This window comes from Acinetobacter sp. WCHAc060025 (assembly GCF_004209355.1).
GTDB classification, from domain to species: domain Bacteria; phylum Pseudomonadota; class Gammaproteobacteria; order Pseudomonadales; family Moraxellaceae; genus Acinetobacter; species Acinetobacter wuhouensis.
Window position 1 is genome coordinate 15,126 of record NZ_SGSX01000004.1, and the last position, 17,566, is coordinate 32,691.

A 17,566-nucleotide genomic window follows, 5' to 3' on the forward strand; every position below is an offset into this window, starting at 1 on the left:
GATGAAAAGATGAATAAAAATAATCAGATTAATAAAAGTTTTAATTTATCGTTATTGGCTATCTGTATCATGACTTTGTCAAATGCGAGCTTTGCACTAGAGGAACTTGCAGATGTTGATCTTCGTAAAGTCGATGGTCAAGATGGTGTTGATTTGAGTATAAATTTTGATCAAGCAAAATTTGATAATTTTTATTGGGAAGATAAAGTAGGTACTTCGACAAATATTGAGCAAACGCTACGAGCAAATGCCAATAATGTTGTGTTTAATGGTATTGGTGGTATAAAACCGGGGATAAATTTAAAATTTAATGCTGGTAGTCAGGGAGCAAAAACGGGTTTAGATGCGCAACTAACACTAAAACCTTTTACGATGTCTATGGACAGTTGGACTTTGTGTGATACAGCAACCACACCTAAGTGCAGTGGTAGTTTAGGTAGTTTAGGTTTACAAGTTGCAAGTCCATTAGGTATTCGACTTACAACTCCGAATGGATTATTTAGTGCTTCAGACCAAGCTGCGTTAAACTTGGGGTTAAATAACATCAACTTATTTATTGGACAAAAGCAAGGTTTGGCTGCGCTGACTCAGAACCAAATACTAGCCAAATTAAATTTTAATTTAATGGGGCGAGGTTTCATGAATATCGATCCTGCAAAAGGATTATTAATTACGACAAATCAGGGTGCTAGTAAAGCAAGTAAAGACAGTATACCAACAGATTTGCTTGGATATGTTGACTTTGATCGTGTAGATGCTCCAAATAAAGCATCTATACCAGTAGCACAGTTGGGGACTTATTCCGGAACCAGTTCAGGTATAAATTTGGAACTTCTTACAGTAAAAGATGCAGGAGTAGGGATTTATGATGCAAGTGCAGCGAAAGGGGTTATTCGTGTTGGTGCAAGTGGTCGTATCGTAAATGGTAGTTTGCAAATACGAGGTATAAATGCTGAAGGGAAAGAAAATCCTGTAGATAATAATACGACAAATACACATACTTTAAATAATGTTTTGGGCTATGCAAATCAAGGTTCAACAACGGCGACAAGTTCAACAGTGATAGGAAGTTCAGGAATTGGGTTTCGTATGTCTGGTGAATTCACCAATACTGGTGATAAGATGTTGGAGGGGGGGAAAGCTGGCGAAGCAACCACGCTTGAAATTGGCGGGGCTGGAACAAATAGTTATGGCTTTGAGTTTTCCAATTTAACTCCATTGGTATCTGGATCAACTGAGCGAGCTTATTTTGATAGTGGTGATATCTATATGAACTTAGCCAATACTCAAACAATACGCTTGCCAGAAAATAGTGTTTTACAGAATTCGAAATTTGGTGGGATTGCAGGTCAATATCTAACCAATTCTAAAGATTATATTAACAAAATTCATAATAATACAACCAATCCATATAGCTTAATTATGGCAATACGTGGGATGCATTTCCAAGCTCTCGCACGCCAAGGCCGCTTTACTGATGCTACTGGTGTAGATTCTGCGGGTTCATTTAAAAGTAAAACTAACTCTTGGGGTTTGGCACTTCCAATTTATAATATGAACGCGAATTTAGCGACATATGCAACCAACTATACAGGTGATGTATTTACTCTGAATAATAGTGTTGTGGGGAAAAACTTGGTTACAGACTCTCAGCGTTTAGGTTTGGCTGTGGCGCTGAGTACTGAAGGTAAAAGTGCTGATGGCAGTAAAACTACCTCAATTATGTTGATTGATGGTGGGCCAGTTGTAGCTAATGCAAATAAGCCAGTGGATTATTATTTGGGCTTGCGTAATATTGATATGCTATTGCGTGGTTATGGTAGTTTAGGCTTTGAAAATGGTAATGTGAATTTGACAATGCCAGATTTGCTCATGGTGATGTCAGCAGAACTTGCTGCGGGTTACTTACCAGGTGCGAAATATAAGAGTTATAACTACACATCGCCGTTGGATAATTTTAAGTTAAAAAATGATATTTTATTGGGTATTAAAATCAAAATGCTAGGTGATATGGCATTTGCATTGATTCCAAATAATGCAGTTTCAGATGGTTCTGCACTAACAGTTATTGGTGACTATAAACTTACAGATGGTGCGATACAGTTGAGTGATCCGATCGATGGTTCGATGATTGGCTTGGATAACTTATCAGGAACAGTTCGATTTAATAATAGCATTGCAATTACTAAGAATACTAAAGATTATACTGAGGATAAGCAAGGTAACGTGAGTTTTAACTATGCATTTAACTTTAACCCAGCGCAAAATGCCAGTGAAGTTTTTCGTGTTAGAGATATAAATTTTTACCCACCAGATTCAAAAAGTACAACAGGACAGCGTTTAGGTGAAATGGTGATGACAGGTGGCCGACTAAATAGCAGTCTTACGTTAACGCCAAGAAACTAGTACAGAGGGATATTGTAATGAATAAAATTAATAAGTCCAAAGTTGCTTTGGGAATATTATCTGTTGTGATGTCTACCTCTGTTCTTGCAACAACAGAGATGCACGAGCTTACTGATGCGGAGTTATCTGAGCAGACTGGGCAGGCATTATTGTCGCTTGGTTATACAAATCCATCTGCTACTGGGGAAGGAAAGAATACGTCAGACTATGGTTTCTATAAACTTGGGTTAGAAGCCAAAGTTGAACTAAATGCCAACATCAAAAATTTACAATTGGGTTGTGGAGGTACCAATGGTGCCGGAGCATGTGATATTGATATGTCAAATGTTTCTTTGAGTGGTTTACCTGATGGGCGGTTAGCAGATGGTACTGCAACTTGGTCTAAAGACCGTCCAAGTACGAGTGCTGAAATTACCAACCCATTTCTCGAGTTTGCGATTAAAAATCCGAATTCTGCTTCTACAAGAGAAGTCACTGGTTTTCGTTTAAGCGCTGAAAAAATAATGGGTTACTTAAGCGCTGGAACGGATAATATTGCAAATCCTACAGACGGAATTAAAAGTTTTAGCGGATTTATTAAAGTAGCTAAAACACCTGTAAACGCATTTACGAAAGAGGCTTTTTTTGGTACGACTGAAGATCAGCGGATCTTTGCTAAGATTACAGCTTTAGGTTTATTTCCTACAACAGTTTTTACGGATGCTTCTTCGATGCAAAGTAGTACAAACGGAGGAAGCCCGTGGGGTATTAAAGTTCCTTCTCAGAAGGTTCAATTTGATTTTCCTGAAACGATTGTTAGTGGTAACCGTATGTCTCAATTAAACTTGGTGGTACAGGATGTGCCAATTCCAACAATTTCAATTGGTGCAGATAATGGTGCAATTAAAATGTTATTAGATGAACCAATCTCTTTACTATTTGGTGCAATTTATGCTGATAAAGCGACGTTTTATATGGGGGAAAAAGATACGACGAGTGCAGGATGTGCTGCAAATCGTAATACAAAGAATTGTTCTTATATAGATAATTTAAAGGCTAATGTAACTGTCAAGCAGAACTTTAATTTGATTCATAATTTACCGATCACTAGTGGTGGTTATCTAAGCCTACAATCAGAAAAGATTAAATGGCCTGGTAGTGATGCAGCTGATGTTGCACAACCTGGATTTTGGTTGTCTTTTAAAGATCCTTTAGATTTTGGTGCATTAAATCCAACTTCTGGGATTGGAATGGATGATGTCTTACCTCAAATCGCTACTTTTATTACTAACTATCTATCACAAAATAACATTGATTTAGATTTGGCGAAAACATTTGATGCTATTACAGGTGCTCCAATTTATAAAGGAATCGGTGCAATTACACTTGCAGATAATGCGCGTGCGGTTATGACATTAAGTAATTTACTTTTAGATAGTAATCAAAAACCTGTTAGTAACTGCTATGGTGGTTTGAAATTTTGCTAATTGTGACCCCTTATCGGGTTGTATTTGAGGATCTGAGCAAACTCATATAAGCTTGTTCAGATCTGATTGTCTTAAGGATAGGGCAAATGAAAAGAATAAAAAAATATAGTTTTCTAGTTGCGTTGCTGTTCAGCTCAAATATTTATGCCTTAGAAGCTTTAAATGATAATGATTTATCAGAAGCAACAGGGCAAGATGGGATTAGTATTGGTGTGGGCCTAAGTAAAATTCAAGTAGATCAATTTTCTATCATTGATAAAGATGGATTGTCTAGTGATCATTTGTTGAAAACGACTGTGCCAACATATACTGGTGCAGCTTCTTTTGTGGTTGCTGGAAATAGTGCAAATACGCCAGTTTCTGTTGACTTCTTAGGTGCAACATCGTCCCCAACAGTACGTATTGAAATTGATGCTGAGGGGGGAGGGAGTCCATATGCAAATATAGGTTTTGCTTTTGATCAAAATGTCAGTGGTATTCGAATTTCTCCTTTTTCAGTCTATCTTGCAGGTGCAGATTCTACATCCACAGCATCCAATATGAATTCAATATATGATGTGACAACGCTAAAAAGCGATGTTTATAAGTTTTTGAGTGTTGGTTCAGTAGCAAAACCATTTGAATTGACTTTTCATAATGTAAATAAGCCATCTGTAAACTTACAGCTTGGAAATGCACCGCAAAATAGAATGTTTTTGTTTAAAGGGGCGATCAAAGCGATTTGTGCAAATGGTTGTCCTATTGCATTGATTGCTGGAGCAACAGCAGCTTCTTTTGATCTCAAAATGATTGCAACCGATCCAACGAATGGTTATTCACTCAATAGTTTCTACGCCGGTCTTGAGCCAGATGCTTTGGTTTTTGGTAATACAGGTACATCGAGTAAAATGGATGTTGGTATCAATAATCTGATGTTAGGAACTTTAGATTCGACAGATACGAGTTTTAGTGGTTTAAAGAATAGCTCAATGGGTTCATTTGGTCTTACTGGTTCTTCGATTACCAATTTGAAAATGTCTGTAAAAGGACTATAGAAATAGCGTTATTCTGAATAATTAAAAATCCGCCTTGTGCGGATTTTTTTGGAACTTGATTAAAAATAGTAAAGGCGTTAAAAAGGAATATTAGAAATTGATAAACACAATGAAAATATGATTAATTTTAATAGTATAAAGCAAGTATGTGTTGTGGGGGCAGGCACAGCGGGTTGGTTTGCTGCCTTAAAAATGAGAAAGATTTTAAAAAAAGATATTTATATTTCTGTGGTTGCGACTCAAGAAATTCCAACAGTAGGGGTGGGTGAAGGAGGAATACTTAATCTAATGAGTAGTTTGCTTCAATTAGAAATCCCTCTACTTGAGTTTTTAAAGGAAACAGGCGCAGTTCATAAGTTGGGATTTGTTTATGAGGGGTGGCGCACAGGATGTGCTAATGACAAATATTATCATATGTTCCCTTATTTAAGTAAACATGAAAGAATTAATGGTTATTATCCAATTTTATCAGTATTAACTAATCATAATACAGCCGTCTCAAATATTGTAGATTCAATAAAATTAAGAGAAGAGAATACTTCTCAAGATGATCTTACTAAGATGTTTGTTAATGTTCAAAATCACAATTTTCTATCATCTTTTCATTTTGATACTTATAAGGTTGCACAGTATTTAAAAAAAATTGCATTATCTCGTGGTATTCGATACATCGAAGGAAAGGTAGAAAAAATTAATATAAATGAAAAAAATGGAGATATAGAATCTTTAGAGGTTCACGGCAAAGTGATTAATAGTGATTTTATTATTGATGCATCTGGATTTAGTCGAGTTTTTATTGGTCAGCATTTTTCCAGTAAGTGGATTTCTTTAGCAAACAAACTAGTTATGAATACTGCGATTCCATTTCATTTAAAACATCCTTTGACAAATCCTGATCTTGTGACTAGATCGACCGCAATGAATAGTGGTTGGTTGTGGCGAATTCCTTTACAAGAAAGAGTGGGGGCAGGATATGTTTTTAATGATGGTTTTATTAGTCCTGAAAAAGCAATTGATGAAGTAGAGAAAAAGTTAGGCCATTATGTTGAACCGATAAGAGTAATTAAGTTTGAGGCTGGTTTTTTTAAAGATATTTGGATTAATAATGTTTTAGCGGTTGGACTCTCCTCGGGTTTTGTTGAACCTCTTGAAGCAACATCAATTGGGCAAATGTTAATGCAGTTAGAGTTGTTAAGTCGAGTGATTACAGAAACCGAAGGGATTGTTTCTGATCATTTAATTGATTTTTATAATCAGCAAAACAGAAATGCTTGGGAAGGGATAGGTGACTTTATTCGTATGCATTATGATACAACCAGAGATGACACGGCATTTTGGAAGTCAACAAAGGATATTCCAATGTCTGATAAATATAAAGAACTAAAAGAAATCTGGAAATATCGAACTCCTAGAGATTACGATTTTGCCGATTATCAAATGGATTTGATGCATCATTTTGGCACTTATAGTTGGTTAGCCATTGGGCAAGCGCTTGGTCATATTAAAGCAGAAGTGACGGTAAATGAGCTAATGAATTTAACAGCTGAACAGCGTAAAAAACTAGGGCAGGATATTGGGGAAATTTATCAGCGGTTAGGTCTGAATCCAAAATGAAATGATTGCATTTTTATTTTAGATTAGAGACGTGCCTTAAAGTCATATTGATTTGAAACATTCAAAGTGTATTGAGTTTTGAATGATGTAAAAGCCCTATTGATGAAAATTCATAGGGCTTTTAAGAAGATATTATTTTGCAATTTTAGCCAATAATTCTTCTTTAGATAGATTTACAGACTCTTCATCACGACGACCTTTATATTCAAAAGTCCCTGCATCCAAACCTTTTTCACCAATCACGATGCGGTGTGGAATACCTGTTAGCTCAATGTCAGAGAATTTAACGCCGGGACGTTCATTACGGTCATCGAGTAACACATCATAACCCGCAGCTTGCAGTTCAGCATAAAGTGTTTCAGCAGCTTCAAGTGTACGTGGTGATTTCTGAGCATTCATTGGAACGATTGCAATTTCAAAAGGTGCAATCGCTGCAGGCCAAATGATTCCTTTATCATCAAAGTTTTGCTCAATTGCAGAGGCAACAACACGTGTTACACCTATGCCATAACAACCCATTGTAACAACAAGAGGTTTACCATCATCACCCAAAACTTTACAACCGAGTGCTTCTGAGTATTTTTGACCGAGTTGGAAAATATGACCGACTTCGATACCTCGTTTAATCAAAATCGTGCCTTGACCATCTGGAGAAGGATCGCCTTCCACAACATTACGTAAGTCATAAACTTCGGTAAATTTCGCATCACGTTCCCAGTTAACACCTGTTACGTGTTTATCTACTTCATTTGCACCTGCAACAAAGTCTGAAAGCACAGATGCAGCACGATCGACAATAACAGTTAAACCTTTATCAACAAGACCTTGTGGACCACAGAAACCAGCGGTTAAGCCCTTTTCTTGGAGTTGAGCTTCTGTAGCAAAAGCCAGTGGTGCTGCAATTAAAGGATGCTTTTCAGCTTTAATTTCATTGAGTTCATGGTCACCACGTAAGAATAAAGCAACAACAGGAGCTGCTTTTCCTTCTTCCGCAACACCTTGAACAAGGAGTGCTTTAACAGAATGTGCAGGGTTAGAACCTAAGAAAGCAGACACATCATCAATGGTTTTTTGATTCGGTGTATCAACAATTTTTAATTCTTGTGTCGGTGCAGCACGTTCACCGACAAGTACAGCTTCCGCCATTTCAACATTGGCAGCATAATCTGATTCGGTAGAGAAAGCGATATCGTCTTCACCACTTGAAGCAAGCACATGGAACTCATGTGAACCTGAACCGCCAATTGAACCTGTATCTGCTTGCACAGGGCGGAAGTTTAAACCCAAGCGTGTGAAGATACGGCAATATGTGTCATACATGACATCATAGGTTTCTTGTAAAGATGCTTGGTCTACATGGAAAGAATAAGCATCTTTCATAATAAATTCACGTGAACGCATTACCCCAAAACGTGGACGGATTTCATCACGGAATTTCGTTTGAATTTGATAAAAATTCATTGGAAGTTGTTTATAACTTTTAAGCTCATTACGTGCTAAGTCAGTAATCACTTCTTCATGCGTAGGGCCAAGAACAAAATCATTGCTATGGCGGTCTTTAAAGCGTAAAAGTTCAGGGCCATATTGCACATAACGACCAGATTCTTCCCAAAGTGATGCGGGTTGAGTGACTGGCATTAAAGTTTCCAATGAACCTGCACGGTTCATTTCTTCGCGAACAATCGCCTCTACCTTATTGAGCACGCGTACACCCATCGGCAACCAAGAGTATAAACCTGAAGCTAATTTACGAATCATCCCCGCACGTAACATAAGCTGATGTGAGATGACCTCAGCATCATTTGGGGTTTCTCTTAACGTTGCAAATAAAAAGCGACTCGCGCGCATGGAAACTGTCCTAAAATTTTTAGATTTAAAGCAGAGATTATACGATAAAAAAATACGATAAAAAAATTAGCTGGCTATTTTTGATGTTAGTTTGATTTAAAATTTCGATCTACTCAACTTTATAAGTGAGAGCGTATGATATTTAAGCGTTATAAAAAATTCACTGTTTAGCTTACTTTGTTAATTTATTATTTATAATAAATTGGGATAGACGTAAAATAATTAGGTGATTATTCCTGTTTTTTTAAGCGTGAAATAATATCATCATAGTGAGTTTGTGTATTGCGGTACGTATTCTGTAGATTTTCTATATAGCTTTTTGTGCGTTCAATATTTTCTGTGTTGTATTTAATTCGCTCTTTGAGCGCGGTGGGTATGGTCTTACCTTTGCGGTAAAACTCCATTTCTTGTCTTTTTAATGTGATACGATCTGCTTGGTATTGTTTAAGGCTTTGATTTTGTAAGGCGATCTGTTGTTTCAAGTTATTTAATAATTCATTGCGTTTGTTGGTTGCAACAGATGAGTTGCCATATGCGCGTTTCAAGCGAGTATCTTGTTCTAATCTACGAATTTCTGTTGCACGTGATGTGGATTGTTGTAAATCTTTCTCCACATTATAAGATTTTGCTCGCTGAACCACTTGCATGTTACGATCAAGCGCTTCATATCCATGTTTAATATGTGCAGGAGTAACTGATGTGCTGATATTGGCAACCCCATTCTTATCGTAATAACGATACCAAACAGCTTTGGTTTGTGATTCAGCATAGACAGCTGCTGAACTGCAAATGCAGAGTGTTGCTAGTAAAATACGAAATATTTTTTTTGTTTTTATATTCGTATTTTGAAGATAGATTGTTCTATTCATTCAAAGTGTCCCATCCCCAAAAAATAAACAATTTGTATGATTATAAAGTTCTTACCACACCATTTTATGGCTTTACAAATTTTTAATAAACAATTAAGTTTCAAAAAGCGATAGAATATTTTTTTTTGTGTGAGATTTACATTGTTTTTAGTTTGAAGTGAGATTTTTGACAGTAAATGTTCATTGATCTTTTTAGTTAAAATATGTTAAAAAAACATGATTAATTGTAAAAATAAATCTGTACAGCACAATTCTATCCAAGCTTACGGAAAGGGGCACTAAATGGACGATAAATTTCAAAATCTAAAAGTCATGGTGATCGACGATTCTAAAACTATTCGTCGAACTGCCGAAACGCTATTGCAAAGAGAAGGTTGTGAAGTTGTTACTGCAGTAGATGGTTTTGAAGCACTGTCTAAAATCGCAGAAGCGAATCCTGATATTGTTTTTGTCGATATTATGATGCCACGTCTAGATGGCTATCAAACATGTGCTTTAATCAAAAATTCTCAAAATTATCAAAATATTCCAGTCATTATGTTATCAAGTAAAGATGGTTTGTTTGATCAGGCCAAAGGTCGTGTTGTCGGCTCTGATGAATATTTAACAAAACCATTTAGTAAAGATGAATTATTAAATGCAATACGCAATCACGTAAGTGCATAACGGTGAGCTTGGGGAAAATAATGGCAAAAATTCTAATCGTCGATGATTCACCTACTGAAATGTTTCGATTTAAAGAAATTTTAGGTAGACATGGATTTGATGTAATTGAAGCAACGAACGGTGCTGACGGTGTTACGACTGCACAAGCAGAATTACCAGATCTTATTTTAATGGATGTGGTGATGCCTGGGGTAAATGGTTTTCAGGCAACGCGCCAGATTTCTCGTGGTGCGACAACTAAGCATATTCCTATAGTGATTGTAAGTACAAAAGATCAGGAAACTGACCGTGTTTGGGGCAAGCGCCAGGGTGCGTGTGATTACCTTACAAAACCTATCGATGAAAATCAGCTAATCAATACGATTAAGCAGCATCTTCAAGCAGGATAATGTATGGCAGCAAATGGATTTATCGAATTACTTCGGTTGTCTAAGCGAGGAAATAAAAATTACGCTGACAACGAGAGTGAAGTTAACCGATGGTCAGGCATTGCATTTGAAATGATGGGGCAATACTTTGTTGCTCCTTTAGGTGAGGTTTCAGAAGTTATTTATCCGCCGAAATATACGCCCGTACCCAATGTTCAAGGGTGGGTGAAAGGTTTAGCCAATATTCGCGGACGGTTATTATCAGTTTCTGATTTGGCTTTTTATTTAACGGGGCAAAGAAGCCAATTTTTACCTACTCAGAAAGTCTTATGTATTAGTCATAATGATCATTATGTTGGTTTGGTTGTAGATCAAGTTTTGGGGATCCAACATTTTAATAAAAAAGGTTTTTTTTCTAAAAATAATGATTTAGAGGGAAATCTTCAAACGTATTGCCAGGGGTATTTCCAGCAGCATAATCAGGCTTGGAATGTCTTCTTATTTAGCCGTTTGTTAAATGATCCACAATACATGAATGCATCAGAAAAATTTATAAACTAGCTTTGACGCCTAATTAGAGTTAAGCGAATCGGGAGAAGCTGAATGGGCTTTAAACTTAAAAAGAAAAATACAGGGGATACTGCTCAAAAAAGTGGTTCTAACGTATTCACGAAATTCAAGTCGAAAATTGATGATTTTGCAAAGTTATTTGGGGAAAGTGACAAATCTAAGCCATTTATTCAAATGGCGATTGTGAGTATCGTCATTGCGATTATTTTACTTTTGGTTTTATTCTATACGGTTCCTCGAAATAACGACTTGACTCGTAGTTTGGGTGAATTAAAACTTTTATCACAAACATTATCGCGCCAAGCAACAGAAGCAACAGCGTCTGGTTCTAAAGAATCAATTGATGCTTTAGTAGCGTCGCAAAAGAAATTTAAAGAAAACTTAGAAGTTGTTAAAGATATTCATCCATCATCGAATCAAGTCGAAGGTGTTGAAAAAACTTGGAAACAAGTATCGTCAGATATTGACATGATCACAACTCACCAGAAAATCATTAACCAATTATATGATACAAACATTGCAGTTGCAGATGTGATTCCTGGGATGCAGGCTGAATATAACCTAATGGTTGACCAAATGGCACGTGATAACATGCCAAGTACCCAGGTGGTAATTGCGAAGAACCAAGTATTTATTGCGGAACGTATTTTACGTTCGATTGGTTCTGTATTGGGTGGTTCAGATAATACACGTGCTTCAGCAGAGGATTTTAATGCTGATACGGAAACGTTTGGTGCGTATCTTAATGCTCAATTAACAGGGAATGCGGAGTTAGGTGTAACAAGAATCGATAATCCAAACTTACGTGAATCTTTAGAAAGTATTAAAGAAGACTATAACGAAATTGTGCAATTAGCATCAACTTCGGTGTTGAAAAACTCAGATCAAATTTTCAAAGTACGTCAAGCTTCATCCAATATTTTTGCTGAGTCTGATAACTTATTAAAAGGCTTAGATCGTCTATCTGTAAATACAGGTGTTGCAACGATTCTACCTGCTTTGATTTTAATCTTAGCTTTGGGTGCATTCTTATTTGCAGTATTCAAATTGCTTGGTTTGCGTAGTGAGTCGGATAAGGTTCGTGTAACACGTTTACAAGATGAGTATGACCGTAACCAGAATGCGATTTTACGTTTACTGGATGAAATCGCCGATTTGGCAGATGGTGACTTGAGTTCGTACGCGACGGTATCTGAAGATTTTACAGGGGCAATTGCCGACTCGATTAACTTCGCGATTGACCAATTACGTGACCTTGTATCTCGTATTAACGAAACGTCCCAAGAAGTTGCACAATATACGCAGAATACGCAAGAGATTACCAACCAGTTAGCTGAAGCATCTGAGCATCAGGCGCAAGAGATTGCTGGAGCATCTACAGCGATTAACGAAATTGCACAATCGATTGACCACGTATCTGCAAATGCTGCTGAGTCAGCAGAGGTAGCACAACGTTCTGTACAGATTGCAACAAATGGTGCAGACGTTGTAAACCGTTCAATCGAAGGTATGGATACAATTCGTGAGCAGATTCAAGAAACGTCTAAACGTATTAAGCGTTTGGGTGAATCATCTCAAGAGATTGGTAACATTGTCTCTCTGATTAACGATATTGCCGACCAAACAAACATCTTGGCATTGAACGCAGCGATTCAGGCGTCTATGGCAGGTGAAGCTGGTCGTGGTTTCGCCGTGGTAGCGGATGAAGTACAGCGTCTTGCGGAACGTTCAGCATCAGCAACTAAGCAGATTGAAACACTGGTTAAAACGATTCAGACAGATACCAACGAAGCGGTAATTTCGATGGAACAAACGACGTCGGAAGTTGTTCGTGGTGCGAACTTGGCGAAAGATGCGGGTGTTGCACTGGATGAAATTCAAACAGTATCAACGAACTTGGCGGGATTGATTGGAAGCATTTCTGAGTCTGCGAAATTGCAGTCTGCATCGGCAGGTCATATTGCAAATACGATGAACGTCGTACAAGAAATTACTTCGCAAACAACGGGTGCTACCTTTGATACAGCGCGTTCGGTATCTGAGTTGGCAAATATGGCGGATGCATTACGTCAATCTGTTTCAGACTTTAAACTACCTGAATAAAATGATTGGTACTCTATATATGCAATATCTACTGTCTTAGGTAGGTATTGCACAGAGTAGAAAAGCCTTCTAAAGCCATTCGACTGTATTTGAAGGGTTTTAGTCCCACAGAAGGGAACTAACGTAGAAGCCTGAGCTATGAAAGAAATATTAAAACATTTAGTGGAAAACGTCACTTTACCTGAAGATACTTATCTTGATCAGGACGAAGAAATTTTAGATTTTTTTGTAGAAGAGCTCGAAGATATTTTTGAACAGTTACAAATCTCTCTGGATTTATGGCAAAAAGAAGCATCTAAAGATGCCGAACTCGTCAATGTACGTCGCTATTTCCATACGCTTAAAGGGTCTGGGCGAATGGTCGGAGCTAAAAGTTCTGGGGAATTGGCTTGGACTGTTGAAGACACATTAAACCGTGTGATTGCAAATAATTTAGAGCTGAATACTGAGATTCAACAATATGTCAGTACAGTATTTAATATTTATAAATTCAAACTTTTTTCTGAATTTTTAAATAAGCAGCCTCATCATTTGAATTTGGCACCATTGGTATTGTTAGGTCAGCAATTACAGCAAAAAATAAGTTTAGAACCTGCTTTAGAAGATTTATTAAGTTTAGCAACAACACTTAATAGTGCTGATGTGGTGACTGGTTTAGAAATTGCTAGTGTTGAGGTGGTGGCACCAACTGAGTCAACTGAAGTTGAAGCTATTGTTGCTCAAGAATCTGTATATGTTGATGCAGTTGCAACAACTGATGAGAATTTCAATTCTGAAACTTTAGCGATTTTTGTTGAAGAATCAGAAGAGCACTTGGCAACGATCAATGAATTCTTGCATTTAGAACAACATACGCCTGATCAGTATAACCGCTTGATTCGTGCATTACATACACTACGTGGAAGTTCTTCCATGGCGCATGTGGACGATGTATTTGAGGCGAGTAGTAAAGTTGAGCATCTCTTTAAAGTATTGGTTCAAGAAGATACAGAATCATCGAAAAATGAAAATACTTTATTGACCCATTATGCTGAGTTTGTAAGTGATTATTTACATATTCTTAAGCAGAAAGGCGGGGAGAGTTCAGAGTTACACAACATTTATCAAAAATTCAATGATGCATGGGATCGTTATGACTTCCAACATCAATACCAGCAAGATCAGGATTCACAAGTGGGCTTAGTTACGCAGCTTGTCGATTTGGAAATTGATCTATTATTAGATGCTGAATTTGAGTTTGATAAGCGTGCGCCTGTAGAACATCCTGTTTATTTTCAAAGCCTGAGTCAGCAAACTCAGTTGTTGATAGAACATACCAATAATCGTGCGTCTCAAGGTATTCATGATTTTACTGTTCAATTAAAAGAAGCGTATGAGCGAGTTATTGCAAATCCTGCTCTACTGAATACAGATTATGCTTATGAAATTTTTGATAAAGTACATCAAGAGTTCATTCATTTATTTGATACTTTGGCTTCAGGACAGCGTGTTAGTTTAACAGATGAAGTAAAAGAGACCTTAGTTGAATTGCATGACTATTTACTTCAAGAAATTGATGTCAATGTAGAGCTTGATGCGGTTGAATCGGTGCAACCAGAAGTTGCTACGCAGCCGAGTGGTTCAATTGAATCTGCTGGTCGTTATGTTTTTGCAGAAATTAATAAAGATAAACAATCTATTGACTCAGATTTGAGTCAACGTGAATTCGATATGGATGTTTTAGACATTTTTATTGAGGAAGCGGATGAATTATCGGATGGTATGGATCAGGATTTAAATACTTGGTCTGAGAATCCTGGAGATACAACGGCTTTAAATAACTTGATGCGTTATTTGCACACTTTAAAAGGTGGCGCAAATATGGTTCAAGCCAATAATATTGGTTTAATTGCGCATGAATTAGAAACAATCTATGAGCGAATCATCAAAGGTCAATTACAAGCAACGCCACAAATTATTGAGTCAATCCGTTTGATTCAAGATGACATTGCTGACCGAATTCAATTGATTCGTGAAAAATCAATTGATTATCCAGCAGATCATATTTTAGCAGTGCTGAAAAATATTGATCAACAACGTCCAGCGGAAAGCACATCTGCTTATGATGAATCAGATACAGCGAAGCAACAGTTTGTAAATGATGCAGCTGATGTTGAAGAAATTGAGCATGTGGAAGATGATATTGTTACTGCAATTGAACACATTGCAGAAAATGATCATGTTGCTGAGAGTGTTCAAGTTGTTGATGTAGAATCGCTTTTTGATTCAAGTTCAGATTTAGATCCAGCGGATATCGTTGCACGTGAAACCTTCATTGAAGAAGCTCGTGAGTTAATTGATGATGGTCTAAAGAATTTATCTCAATGGTTTGAACAACGCAGTAATCGTAGTTTATTACTTCAATTACAACGTATTGCACACAGCTTAAAAGGCGGTGCAAAAATGGTGCATTTAGAGCAAGTTGCAGAAATTGCTTATGAGCTTGAGAATGCTTTCGAACAATTCGGTTTACATAATTTTAACTCGAATGTTTATGATGGTTTGTTGGAAAGAACATTCCGTTGGTTAGATGCAGCAATTTTCAAACGTGACTATGAAAATTTTGATGGATTGAAATCAAATTTACATGGTATTGAATATGTTGATGTTTCTGCACAACTGCCTGAGAAGTTGGCACGTACCAATTTACTGTTTGAACAAGCGAGTAATGAATTCGTTCAAGGGGATGGTACTGAGCCACCATCAATGTTGGGTGAATGGGATCAATCAGAGAAGGCAGAAGCTAGCAATGAGATGATCCGTATCTCTGCTGATTTGGTCGAGAAAATGATTGACCTTTCAGGTGAGAATGCGATTAACCGTTCACGTATTGAAATGGATCTCGGTCAGTTAGGGACAACACTGACTGATATGGAGTTGGCAATACAACGTTTGGCAGATCAGTTACGTCGAATGGAAGGTGAGCTAGAAAGTCAAATTATTGCCAAACATGGTGATTTTAACTCGCGCTATACTGACTTTGACCCATTGGAGATGGACCAATATTCTTCATTGAACCAATTATCAAAATCATTGGCAGAATCAGCATCGGATTTGGTCGACTTCAAAACGACTTTGTCGGATAAGATTCGTGATACTGAAGGTTTATTATTACAACAGTCACGTATTCAAGCTGAAATTCAAGAAAGTTTGATGCGTACCCGTCTGGTACCATTCTCACGACTATTGCCACGTTTGCAACGTTTAGTACGTCAAACTGCATCTACAGTAAATAAGCCAACAGAATTGTTAGTGAATAATACTGAAGGAGAGTTGGATCGTAATATCTTAGAAAAACTGGTGTCACCGCTTGAGCATATGCTTCGTAACGCGATTGACCACGGAATTGAAGATACGGAACAGCGTCAGAAACTTGGTAAGTCATTGACTGGTCGTATTGAGTTGAACATTAGTCGTCAAGGTACTGATGTATTAGTATCATTCAATGATGATGGTAAAGGTATTGATCCAGATGTTATTCGTGCTAAAGCGCGTGAAAAAGGTCTGTTGAAAGCGGATCAGCAACTCGAACCGAATGAAATTTTACAATTCATTTTCCATCCTGGTTTCAGTACAGCACAACAAGTGACGCAAATTTCTGGTCGTGGTGTCGGTCTAGACGTTGTGCAAAGTGAGATTAAGTCACTGGGTGGTCAGGTTGTTGTAAGCTCAGAACTTGGCAAAGGTTCAACCTTTACAATCCGCGTGCCTACAACTGTTGCGGTTAGTGATGCTTTGATGGTAAAAGTTGGCGATCAACAATTTGCTGTTCCATTATCACAAATTGATCGTATTGTTCGAATTTCTCCAACAGCGTTGGAAGAGTATTTTGAAACACAAAATGATTACTTTGACATTGATTTCCAAAGCTACAAATTACGCTACTTAGGTGAATTTACCGCCAATCAAAAAACGCCACGTTTGCATGGTATTGCCCATTCACTTCCTGTTTTATTAATTAAAGGAAATATGGGACAGTCAATTGCGATCTTAGTCGATCAATTGATTGGTTCTCGTTCACAAATTGTGGTTAAACCGATTGGTAAGCAATTTGCGGCGATCAATGCGATTGCAGGAGCAACGATATTAGGTGATGGTCAAGTCTGTTTAATTCTTGATGGACAAAATATTGCACGACAAGTGCAAAGTTCAACTCGTGGTGGTGCGGAACAGTTACAACAAGATAAGCAACGTCATCGTGATCAACGCCGCTTGATTATGATTGTCGATGACTCGGTAACTGTACGTAAAGTTACGACACGTTTACTTGAACGACAAGGTTTTGATGTCATCACGGCCAAAGATGGTGTAGATGCGATTGAACAACTTGAAAATGTCAAACCAGACTTGATGTTACTGGATATTGAAATGCCACGTATGGACGGCTTCGAAGTGACGAATCTTGTACGTCACCACGAAGTACATCGTGACTTACCAATTATTATGATTACTTCGCGTACAGGTGAAAAACACCGTGAGCGTGCATTCAGTTTGGGCGTAACAAACTATATGGGTAAACCATTCCAAGAAGCAGATTTATTGCAAAATATTGATGCTTTGTTGACGGTTAAATAGGAGCACTC

11 protein-coding genes are annotated in these 17,566 nt (G+C 37.5%); 9 read left to right on the forward strand and 2 right to left on the reverse strand.

What is annotated here, in order from left to right; all coding sequences use genetic code 11:
* The first annotated feature begins 9 nt into the window (after nt 1-9).
* The 4 genes from EXE09_RS04135 (at nt 10) to EXE09_RS04150 (ending at nt 6,520) form a co-directional block, all read left to right on the forward strand.
* Entirely contained in the window at nt 10-2,406 is a 2,397-nt protein-coding gene (locus tag EXE09_RS04135; RefSeq protein WP_087553903.1) for a DUF6160 family protein, read from the forward strand.
* Between the two features lie 68 nt (nt 2,407-2,474).
* Nucleotides 2,475-3,872 (forward strand): hypothetical protein, encoded by a 1,398-nt coding sequence (locus tag EXE09_RS04140; protein WP_228257160.1) that lies wholly within the window; start codon nt 2,475-2,477, stop codon nt 3,870-3,872.
* An 86-nt stretch (nt 3,873-3,958) separates the two neighbouring features.
* Nucleotides 3,959-4,906, forward strand: a complete 948-nt coding sequence (locus EXE09_RS04145; RefSeq protein ID WP_087553901.1) for a DUF6160 family protein — start codon at nt 3,959-3,961, stop codon at nt 4,904-4,906.
* 117 nt (nt 4,907-5,023) lie between these two features.
* Nucleotides 5,024-6,520 (forward strand): tryptophan 7-halogenase, encoded by a 1,497-nt coding sequence (locus EXE09_RS04150; RefSeq protein WP_087553900.1) that lies wholly within the window; start codon nt 5,024-5,026, stop codon nt 6,518-6,520.
* 132 nt (nt 6,521-6,652) lie between these two features.
* On the opposite strand, the gene EXE09_RS04155 is transcribed toward EXE09_RS04150, so the two are convergent.
* Nucleotides 6,653-8,368: a proline--tRNA ligase gene (locus EXE09_RS04155; RefSeq protein ID WP_130116448.1), complete on the reverse strand. Its 1,716-nt coding sequence runs from the start codon at nt 8,366-8,368 to the stop codon at nt 6,653-6,655.
* A gap of 230 nt (nt 8,369-8,598) precedes the next feature.
* The gene (locus EXE09_RS04160) at nt 8,599-9,237 is read right to left on the reverse strand and encodes a hypothetical protein (RefSeq protein ID WP_165382033.1); all 639 of its coding nucleotides are present in this window, start codon (nt 9,235-9,237) and stop codon (nt 8,599-8,601) included.
* Between the two features lie 282 nt (nt 9,238-9,519).
* Between EXE09_RS04160 and pilG the strand changes: the two genes are divergently transcribed.
* From pilG to EXE09_RS04185, 5 genes are all read left to right on the forward strand, one after another.
* A complete protein-coding gene (gene pilG, locus EXE09_RS04165) occupies nt 9,520-9,903 on the forward strand; it encodes a twitching motility response regulator PilG (protein WP_004827613.1) in 384 nt (127 codons plus the stop codon).
* Nucleotides 9,904-9,923: 20 nt separating this feature from the next.
* Nucleotides 9,924-10,292: a response regulator gene (locus EXE09_RS04170; RefSeq protein ID WP_087553898.1), complete on the forward strand. Its 369-nt coding sequence runs from the start codon at nt 9,924-9,926 to the stop codon at nt 10,290-10,292.
* A 3-nt stretch (nt 10,293-10,295) separates the two neighbouring features.
* A complete protein-coding gene (locus tag EXE09_RS04175) occupies nt 10,296-10,832 on the forward strand; it encodes a chemotaxis protein CheW (protein WP_068975230.1) in 537 nt (178 codons plus the stop codon).
* 42 nt (nt 10,833-10,874) lie between these two features.
* Entirely contained in the window at nt 10,875-12,944 is a 2,070-nt protein-coding gene (locus EXE09_RS04180) for a methyl-accepting chemotaxis protein (RefSeq protein ID WP_068975229.1), read from the forward strand.
* 138 nt (nt 12,945-13,082) lie between these two features.
* The gene (locus EXE09_RS04185; RefSeq protein ID WP_130116449.1) at nt 13,083-17,558 is read left to right on the forward strand and encodes an Hpt domain-containing protein; all 4,476 of its coding nucleotides are present in this window, start codon (nt 13,083-13,085) and stop codon (nt 17,556-17,558) included.
* The last annotated feature ends 8 nt before the right edge of the window (nt 17,559-17,566 follow it).